This is a genomic window from Micromonospora sp. NPDC049662, from assembly GCF_040675055.1.
Taxonomy (GTDB): domain Bacteria; phylum Actinomycetota; class Actinomycetes; order Mycobacteriales; family Micromonosporaceae; genus Micromonospora.
In genome coordinates this window covers 32,850-41,688 of sequence record NZ_JBFAOC010000054.1, presented here as the reverse complement: position 1 = coordinate 41,688, position 8,839 = coordinate 32,850, and the positions used below count along the sequence as shown (strand labels likewise).

The window sequence follows — 8,839 nt, the reverse complement described above, 5'->3', positions numbered from 1 at the left end:
GGGGCGCTCTCTCCCGCCCCCCCCGCGGCGGGGGCCGGAGCCCCCCCCCCCGCCCCCACTCCACCCCTCCCCGCCGGGGGCGCGCCCCCCCCCCCCCCCCCCCCGCCCTCGGTCGTTGTGCGTTGACAGCATCTGCGGTGCAGTCAGCGGTCCCGCCCTCCGCAAGCAGGAGAGGGTCGTCAGCGCGCCAAGGAATCGACGCTATCCGAGATAGGGAGTGTCACGGCCTTCGAGGTGATGCTTGAGGCGGAGTCGAACGGTGTCATGGATGGGGATGTGAGGGAATTCGGCAGGGTCGATGAAGCGGACGTCCGTCGACTCGTCGCTGATGCTGATCGTGCCGCCGATGACGTGGGCGCGGTAGGTGACCGTGAATTCCTGGCGGACTTCGCCGTCGGGGTAGGCGATGACGTGCGCAGGGTCGCTGTAGATGCCCAGCAGACCGGTGACCTCGACGTCCAGGCCGGTCTCCTCCCGTACCTCGCGGACGACGCACTGTTGCAGGGTTTCGCCGATGTTCATTGCGCCGCCGGGTAGGGACCAGTTGCCGGAGTCGCTACGCCGCTGGAGCAGCACGCGGCCGTACTGGTCGGTGACGACGGCGGCGGCGGCGGGGACGAGACTGTTGGCGACCGGTGCTTGCGGGTCGTGGTAATAGTCGCGCCGGCCGGTCACCGGGCTTCCCTCGGGTAGGCGGTGGTGGTCTGCCATACCTGCTCGAACTGGTCGGCGTGGGCGGCGAAGATGCCGTGCGGCGAGAGTTCGCGCAGGTGCAGGGCGGGGTGTTGGTAACCGCGTGCGCGGTACAGGTGCGGGGTAACGATCATCTGGTGGTCGAACCGGAACACCGAGTTGTACAGATGCACGGCGTGCAGGCCGATCTCCACACCGGGCACGTCGTGGAGGGGTGCGCAGAAGTTGAGGGCGTTGCGGATCCGGCCAGGTAGTGTGCCCCCGATCTGTTCGAGGGCGTCGCGTTCGGCGACGTGCGGGCAGTCGGGATCGGCGAACGCGAGCCGGACCTGAGCGCCGTCCGCAGCCTTGTCGGAGATGAGCTGCATCGTGTTGGGCAGCAACTCAAGCAGAAACGGGTAGGCGTAGCCGAGCAGGTCGATCCGAGTGGTCGCGCCGGTGAGCAGCGCGGCCCAGACATGGTGCGGGATGTCGGCGCGGTGGGCGTAGGCGGCGACGACCTCGGCGGTGGCCTCCGCGCCGGGCGCCTGGTCGGGACGGGTCTGGGGCCAGAGGTCTGCTTCGGTCTCGCCGAGGGCGTCGGCGACGGCGAGCCGGGTGCGCTGGTGCGGGACGCGGCCGGCGAGCCACCGGGTGACGGTCTTGACATCGACACCGACAGCCGTGGCAAGAGCGGCCGAGTCGAGGTGGGCGCGGAGCATGGCCGCGCGGAGGCGGTGACTCATACCGCCCCACGGTAGTGGACACGTCGGGACGCATCAGGGGCGTGGAAGTGTCCGGCATGGTGTCTATCGGGACGTTGGGGTGCCGTGGGCCGGCTCTTAGGTTCAGCGGCAGTGCCTCGCCGGTCCGCTTGCGGCAGATTCGCCGGGCTGGCGAGCGCCAGGGGGAAGGGGTCCTCGACTCCCCCGGAGGGCCTCTTCCCCCTCTCCAAACTATCCAGGAGGGTGGTGGGACTGTTGTCTGCGCATCAGCCGGTACGGCCGCAGTGGACCTGCACGGTGTGCGGAGCACCGTGGCCGTGCAGAACCAGGAAACGGCAGCTCATCGAGGAGTTCGCCGGCGCGCGGATATCGCTGCTGCTGTATCTGTCCGCCTACCTGGTACAGGCGTGCGCCGACCTGCCGCTTACACCGTCCGGGCTGTTGCACTCGCGGTTTCTCGCCTGGCCGCGCTCACCGGCCCTGCGCGACGAGCCGCCGCAGTGACGTCAGCCCTTCTCCAGGTACTCCGCGCGGTCCTCGTCCACCAGCGCGGCCACCGACGCGGCCAGGGCCGGATTGCCTGTCAGCTCCGGGTCGTCCCCGATCAGGCTGATGGCCTCGGCGCGGGCGTCGCGGATCAGGTCGGCGTCGCGTCGCAGGGACAGCAGCCGCAGGTGCGAGCGGTGCCCGGACTGGGTGGCCCCGAGCACGTCGCCTTCGCGACGCTGTTCGAGGTCCAGTTCGGCGAGCTTGAAACCGTCGCTGGTGGAGGCCACCGCGTCCAGCCGCTCCCGCGCCGACGAGCCCTCGGCCGCCTCGCTGACCAGCAGGCAGAGCCCGGCGGCCGCGCCCCGGCCGACGCGGCCCCGGAGCTGGTGCAGTTGCGAGACGCCGAAGCGGTCGGCGTCCAGCACGATCATCACCGTGGCGTTCGGCACGTCCACGCCGACCTCGATCACCGTGGTCGCCACCAGCACGTCCAGGTCGCCGGCCGCGAAGGAGCGCATCACCGCGTCCTTCTCGTCGGCGGGCAGCCGACCGTGCAGCACCCCGATCCGCAGCCCGTGCAGCGGTCCCTCGGCCAGCAGCGGCGCCACCTCGGTCACCGCCAGCGGAGGCCGCCGGCCGTTGTCGTCCTCGGGCGGCGGCTCCTCGTCGGACACCGGGCCGTCCCCGATGCGCGGGCACACCACGTACGCCTGGTGGCCGGCGGCCACCTCCTCGCGCAGCCGACGCCAGGCCCGGTCGAGGAAGGCCGGCTTCTCGGCGGCCGGGACCACGTGCGAGGCGATCGGCGACCGTCCCCGGGGCAGCTGGGAGAGGGTGGACACCTCCAGGTCGCCGTAGACGGTCATCGCCACCGTTCGCGGGATCGGCGTCGCCGTCATCACCAGCGTGTGCGGCGGCTGGTCGGCCTTGGCGCGCAGCGCGTCGCGTTGCTCCACGCCGAAGCGGTGCTGTTCGTCGACCACCACGAGACCCAGGTCGGCGAAGTCGACACCCTCGTACAACAGGGCATGGGTGCCCAGCACGATGCCGGCGGCGCCGCTGGCCACCTCGCCGAGCGCCCGGCGACGGGCCGCCGCGCCCAGCGAGCCGGTGACCAGCTCGACCCGGGTGGCGTGGTCGGCGGAGTCCAGCTCACCGGCCCGGCCCAGCGGCCCGAGCAGGTCGAGCATGCCGCGGTAGTGCTGCGCGGCCAGGACCTCGGTGGGGGCCAACAGCGCGGCCTGCCCGCCCGCGTCGACCACCTGGAGCATGGCCCGTAGGGCCACCACCGTCTTGCCCGAGCCCACCTCGCCCTGCAGGAGGCGGTGCATCGGGTGCGCGGCGGCCAGGTCCTCGGCGATCTCCGCGCCCACCTCGCGCTGGCCGGCGGTCAGCTCGTACGGCAGCCGGGCGTCGAACGCGTCCAGCAGCCCGTCGGCGCGCGGTGGACGGGGCCGGGCCGGCCAGTCGGCGGCCCGGTGCTTGCGCTGCACCAGCGTCAACTGGACGGCGAACGCCTCGTCCCACTTGAGCCGCCGTCGCGCCCGGTGCAGGGCCTCCTTCGTGGACGGTCGGTGGATCTCGCGCAGCGCCGCGCCCAGGTCGACGAGGTTGCGGCTGGCCCGGACGGCGGCCGGCAGCGGATCGTCCGGCGGGGTGAACGTGTCCAGGACGACCCGTACACAGCGAGCGATGACCCAGGTCGGTACGGCAGCGGCGGCCGGGTACACGGGGATCAGCGCGCCCGCGAACTCCTCGATCTCGTCGTTGACCGCCGCCTCGCCCTCGCCGCCCTCGCCGAGCAGGACGTACTCCGGGCCGTTGAGCTGCCGTTTGCCCCGGAACTCGGTGACCTTGCCGGCGAACAGCCCCCACCGGCCGGGCCGCAGCTCCCGTTCGCGCCACGCCTGGTTGCCGAAGAACGTCAGCGTCAGCACACCGCCGGAGCCGTCGCCGACGGTCACCTCGAGCAGGTTGCCCCGACGCTGCCGCATCGGCCGTACGGCGGTGCGTTGCACCTGGGCCAGCACGGTGACCTGCTCGCCGACGTCCAGCGACCGGATGTCGGTGTGCTCGCCACGCTCGTCGTAGCGGCGCGGGAAGTGGTAGATGAGGTCGCCCGCCGTGTGCAGGTCGAGCTGGGAGGCCAGCGCCTTCGCCGTCTTGTCGCCGACGAGCTTCTTCAGCGGCGTGTCCACCGTGGCCGGCTCACTCATTCGACCCCCACCAGGAGCGGATAGAACGGCTGACCGCCCGGGTACGCCTGCACCTCGACGAACGGCCAGCGCCGCGCGACGTGCGCGCGGACGGCATCGGTGAGCCCGGCGGGGGCGTCCACCCCGGCGAGCAGGGTGACCAGCTCCCCGCCACCGCCGAGCATCCGGTCGACGACGGCGGCGCAGGTGTCGGTGAGGTCGGTGCCGATCAGGTGCACCTCGCCCTCGACCAGCGCCAGCACGTCACCGGGGCGGCAGGGGCCGGCGACCGTGAGCGCCTCGCGGCTGGCGTGGCAGACCTCGGCGTAGCGGCACGCGCCGGCCGCCTCGGCCATCGCGATCACGTCGTCCTCGAACCGGCGGGTGCCGTCGCGGACCGCGAGGGCCGCGAGCGCCTGCACCGGTGAACGGGTCGGCACCACGCTCACCTTGACGCCGTGCCGGTGCGCCTCGCGGGCCGCCGCGCTGGCGACCGCCTCCGTGTTCGGATCGTTCGGCAGGACGACCACCCGGGTCGCCCCGGTGCCGCGCACCGCGGCCAGCAGATCACCGATGGACGGGTTGCCGCGCACCACCGTCGCGCCCTCGGCGGCGAACAGCTCGGCGATCCCGGCGCCGGTGGCCACCACCACGGCGGCCCGGCCGTCCTCGGTCGGACCGCCGGACGGCTCCGGCTGATCGGCGAAGCGGGTCACCGAGATCCGGTACGGACGGCCGGCGACGATCCCCGCCTCGACCGCCGCGCCCACGTCGTTGACGTGCACGTGCACGGTCCAGGTGCCGTCTGGCTCGCGTCCGTCACCGACGACGACCAGCGAGTCGCCCAGCGCGTCCAGGGTGCGGCGCAGCGCGGCCACCGCGTCGGCGGGTGCGTCGAGCAGGTACTGCACCTCGTAGGCGTACTCCTCGGAACCGGTCTCGCGCGCGACGGTGGCCGCCGGACGGGCGGTGCGCGGCGGCGGCGCGGGCGGGGTGGCGCTCTCCCCGGTGAGGACCTCGACCAGGGCGTCGAGCAGGACACAGAGCCCGCGCCCGCCGGCGTCGACGACGCCCGCGCGGGCCAGGGCCGGCAGTTGCTCGGGGGTACGGGCCAGGGCCTCGGCCGCCGCCCGCGCCGCGGCACGGGCCGCCACCGCCAGGTCGTCGCTGCCCGCCTGCTCGGCCCCGGTGGCCGCGGCGGCGACGACGGTGAGCAGGGTGCCTTCGACGGGACGGCCGACCGCAGTGTACGCGGCGGTGGTCGCCGCCCGCAGCGCGGCGGCCAGGGCCCGCCCACGCACCGCCGGCACGCCGACGACCGCGTCGGCGAACCCGCGCAGGATCTGCGAGAGGATGACGCCCGAGTTGCCCCGCGCGCCCAGCAGCGCGCCCTGCGCCATCAGCCGCAGCGCGTGCCCGTGGGCGGTCGGGCCGCTGTCGGGGAGGGTGTCCAGGTCCATCGAGAGCGCCTGCTGCGCCGAGGTGAGGGTGAGCACCAGATTGGTGCCGGTGTCGCCGTCGGGCACCGGGTAGACGTTGAGCTGGTCGATCTCGCCCTGGTGGCGCTTGAGCGCGACCAGCCCGCTCGCGCACCAACGGCGGACCGTGGCGGCGTCGAGGGTGTCCAGCACGGGCAGAAGCCTACTGGCGCGCGCCGACACACGTCGGACTCGTCCGGCGTGTCCGGTTGCGCCGACGCCCGACGGGCCCCCACCCTCCCGGCCCGCACGAGCGGGATCCGCCCGCCAGGTACAGTTGCCGCCGGAACCACCCCCGTCACCCGGCGGGCCGGCCACCAGCCACTGAGCGGTGGGGCGGCTGCTCCGCGGGTCAGGGCGGTTGGTCACCTCGGCGGGGCATCGGGTAGGCTGACGCGGTTGCCCGGGCAGCACCTGCCGGCGACCTCATGAACGTTTCAATCCCAGGAGTATCCCGTGGCTAGCGTGTGCGACGTCTGTGGCAAGGGACCGGGCTTCGGCCACAACGTGCCCTGGTCCAAGAAGAAGACCAACCGCCGCTGGAACCCGAACATCCAGTCGGTGCGCACCCCGGCCGGTGGTGGCAACACCAAGAAGCTGCAGGTCTGCACCTCGTGCATCAAGGCCGGCAAGGTCACCCGCGCCTGACGCGGCAGCACCGACTCTTCTCGTTCGGCTCAGCCGGCGGGCCCTGCGGCCCGCCGGCTCTGTCGTGTCCGCACCCGGCTTGACGCCGGCCGCTCAGAGCGTGCGGCCGAAGGAGACGCAGCCCTCCGCGTCCTGGTAGAACCCGAAGTTGGGAATCCGGTCATAACCGGCGGACGCGTACATGGCGATCGCCTCGGGCTGCTTGTCCCCGCACTCCAGGACCATCCGCTTGCGGCCGTGCTCCCGGGCCGAGCGCTCGACGGCCGCGAGGACCGTCCGCGCCACGCCGCGTCCACGCGCGGTCGGGGCGGTGTACATCCGCTTCAGCTCGGCGGTGTCCGTGCCGTGGCTGCGCCAGCCGCCGCAGCCGACCGGCTCACCGGCCAGGTAGGCGACGAGGAACGCGCCGTCCGGCGGCTCGAACTCGCTCGCCGCCACCGGGGTGTCGTCGCCGGTGCCCCCGTACCGGGTGGCCAGGTCAGCCAACGCGGCCTTGATCAATTGTTGCGCCACCGGCGCGTCGAACCGCACCAGCCGAATCTCGATCTCACTCACGGTATCCAGGGTACGGCCGCCGCGTGGCCTCAGCGGAAGTGGTCCCAGCCCCGGGGCCCGTCGTAGGCACCGCCGTCGACCGTCACCCCGACACCGTCCGTCACCGTGCCGATGGGCCGCCACTGCGGCGGCAACGCCACCGTCGCAGGGAAGGTCGCGGCCAGCGCGTGGTCCTCGCCACCCGCCAGGATCCAGGTGTACGCGTCGACACCGAGCGCCTGCGCGGCATCCGCCATCTGCCGGGGCACCTCGAAGGCGTCGCGGCGCACGTCGATCGCCACACCGCTGGCCCGCGCCACGTGCCCCAGGTCGGCGAGGAGCCCGTCCGAGACGTCGATCATCGAGGTCGCGCCGAGCTGGGCGGCCTGCGGCCCGGCCGGGTAGGGGACGTTCGGTCGCCGGTACGCCTCGACCAGCAGCCGGGGAGTGCGGAAGCCGCGGCTGAGCACGGTCAGCCCGGCCGCCGCGTACCCGATGCGGCCCGCCAGGGCCAGCACGTCGCCGGGACGGGCGCCGGAGCGCACCACCGGCGCCCGGCCACCGAGGTCGCCCAGCGCGGTCACCGCGATGGTCAGGGTGGGGCTCGACGACATGTCCCCGCCCACCACGCTCGCGCCGACCGTGGCGGCCTCCGCGGCCAACCCGTCGGCCAGCTCCTCCGCCCAGCTCGCCTCGAGGTCGGCGGGCATGCAGAGGGCGACCAGCAGTGCGGTCGGGACGGCGCCCATCGCCGCGACGTCGGCCAGGTTGGCGGCGGCGGCCCGGTGACCGACGTCGCGCGCCGACCCCCAGTCCCGCCGGAAGTGCCGCCCCTCGACGAGCACGTCCGTGCAGGCGACCACCCGGCCGTCCGGCGCGGCCACCACCGCCGCGTCGTCACCCGGCCCGAGCACCGTCGTCGGGCCCATCGCCAGGCGGGCGGTGACCCGCCCGATCAGCCCGAACTCGCCGATCCCGGCCACGCTGGCGGCACTGCCGGCGTTCGACCCGTTCTGCCCGGCACCGCCGCGCTCGCTCACCGCTGCTCCTTGACCACCGATAGGGATCAGACCTGGTCCGTAAGGTAGTTTCACCCTTCGGGCCGCCTTCGGGCGGCGACGGACGGAGGTCGAGTCGTGGTACAGGCGTACATCCTCATCCAGACCGAGGTCGGCCGCGCACGGGACGTGGCGGGTCTCATCGCGGACATCGCCGGCGTGGTACGCGTCGACGCCGTCACCGGGCCGTACGACGTGGTCGTCCTCACCGAGGCGAACACCGTCGACGAGCTCGGCAAACTCATCGTCAGCAAGGTGCAGATGGTGCCCGGCATCACCCGCACCCTCACGTGTTCGGTGGTGCGGCTGTAAGTGGACGAGATGACGACCCCCTCGGCGGTTCGGGACGACGGCGAGCGGGAGCCGGCGGACACCGCGCCCGAGCCGGCTGAAGGTACCCACGCGGACGCCGATCCGGCCGTCGACGCGCCGGCCGGCCGGGACCGGACCGTCCGGGGAGCGGCCCTGCTCGCCACGGTGATCGCACTACCGGTCACGCTGCTGGTGGCCGTGCTGGCCTTTGCCAAACTCGCCCCGGAGACGCCGACCGCCGCGCCGAGCCCGTCGGCGAGCACGACCCGGGCACAGTCCAGCGCGCCGGTCGAGATGGCCGCGCCGGCGCTGGCCGAGCGCCCGGCCACGGTCTGCCGGGCGCTGCTCTCCCAGCTCCCGCAGACCATCCGCGACCTGACCCAGCGTCCGGTCACGGCGGGCCCCGAGCAGAACGCCGCGTACGGCGACCCCGCGCTCACCGTGGCCTGCGGCGGCGCCGAGCCGACCATTCCGGCCACCGACGAGGTCTGGGTGGTCAACCGGGTCTGCTGGCACCCCGTCGAGGGGACCGACATGACGGTGCTCACCACCGTCGACCGGGAGACGCCGGTGACGGTCCGGATCCCGCGCTCCTACCCGCAGCCGCTGCAGTGGGCCGCCCCGATCTCCAGCGCCATCGTGGCGTCGGTGCCCTCGGGCGGCGCCGTCCCCGCCGGCTGCCAGGGCTGAGGTGCGGGGGCGTGATTGGGGGCGCACCCCCCCCGCGG

The 8,839-nt window shown here is 73.7% G+C and carries 10 protein-coding genes; 4 read left to right on the top strand and 6 right to left on the bottom strand.

What is annotated here, in order from left to right; all coding sequences use genetic code 11:
• Nucleotides 1–201 precede the first annotated feature (201 nt).
• On the bottom strand, nt 202–675 hold the full coding sequence (locus tag AB0J36_RS28020) for an NUDIX domain-containing protein (RefSeq protein WP_357131132.1): 474 nt from the start codon (nt 673–675) through the stop codon (nt 202–204).
• Nucleotides 672–1,394, bottom strand: a complete 723-nt coding sequence (locus AB0J36_RS28015) for an XRE family transcriptional regulator (protein ID WP_357131267.1) — start codon at nt 1,392–1,394, stop codon at nt 672–674. Before AB0J36_RS28015 ends, AB0J36_RS28020 begins: the two co-directional genes overlap by 4 nt.
• A 249-nt stretch (nt 1,395–1,643) precedes the next feature.
• On the opposite strand from AB0J36_RS28015, the gene AB0J36_RS28010 reads away from it, so the two are divergent.
• On the top strand, nt 1,644–1,901 hold the full coding sequence (locus tag AB0J36_RS28010) for a flavin reductase (protein ID WP_363661332.1): 258 nt from the start codon (nt 1,644–1,646) through the stop codon (nt 1,899–1,901).
• 2 nt (nt 1,902–1,903) lie between these two features.
• Here the strand turns inward: AB0J36_RS28010 and recG are convergent, their stop codons facing one another.
• Nucleotides 1,904–4,102, bottom strand: coding sequence for an ATP-dependent DNA helicase RecG (recG, locus tag AB0J36_RS28005; protein ID WP_363661331.1), 2,199 nt, complete (start codon nt 4,100–4,102; stop codon nt 1,904–1,906).
• Nucleotides 4,099–5,712 (bottom strand): DAK2 domain-containing protein, encoded by a 1,614-nt coding sequence (locus AB0J36_RS28000; RefSeq protein WP_363661330.1) that lies wholly within the window; start codon nt 5,710–5,712, stop codon nt 4,099–4,101. Before AB0J36_RS28000 ends, recG begins: the two co-directional genes overlap by 4 nt.
• Before the next feature lie 303 nt (nt 5,713–6,015).
• Between AB0J36_RS28000 and rpmB the strand changes: the two genes are divergently transcribed.
• Nucleotides 6,016–6,207 carry a 50S ribosomal protein L28 gene (gene rpmB, locus AB0J36_RS27995; protein ID WP_091671657.1) on the top strand — a complete coding sequence of 64 codons (192 nt, stop codon included), beginning with the start codon at nt 6,016–6,018 and terminating at the stop codon, nt 6,205–6,207.
• A gap of 93 nt (nt 6,208–6,300) precedes the next feature.
• On the opposite strand, the gene AB0J36_RS27990 is transcribed toward rpmB, so the two are convergent.
• Together AB0J36_RS27990 and AB0J36_RS27985 are read right to left on the bottom strand one after the other, a co-directional pair.
• Entirely contained in the window at nt 6,301–6,762 is a 462-nt protein-coding gene (locus tag AB0J36_RS27990; protein ID WP_357173250.1) for a GNAT family N-acetyltransferase, read from the bottom strand.
• Between the two features lie 29 nt (nt 6,763–6,791).
• The gene (locus AB0J36_RS27985; protein WP_357131270.1) at nt 6,792–7,724 is read right to left on the bottom strand and encodes a thiamine-phosphate kinase; all 933 of its coding nucleotides are present in this window, start codon (nt 7,722–7,724) and stop codon (nt 6,792–6,794) included.
• A gap of 153 nt (nt 7,725–7,877) precedes the next feature.
• Here AB0J36_RS27985 and AB0J36_RS27980 point away from each other — a divergent pair, with 153 nt between their 5' ends.
• Nucleotides 7,878–8,111 carry an Lrp/AsnC ligand binding domain-containing protein gene (locus AB0J36_RS27980; protein ID WP_007456453.1) on the top strand — a complete coding sequence of 78 codons (234 nt, stop codon included), beginning with the start codon at nt 7,878–7,880 and terminating at the stop codon, nt 8,109–8,111.
• 9 nt (nt 8,112–8,120) lie between these two features.
• Nucleotides 8,121–8,801, top strand: a complete 681-nt coding sequence (locus tag AB0J36_RS27975) for a DUF3515 family protein (protein WP_357131146.1) — start codon at nt 8,121–8,123, stop codon at nt 8,799–8,801.
• Nucleotides 8,802–8,839 lie beyond the last annotated feature (38 nt).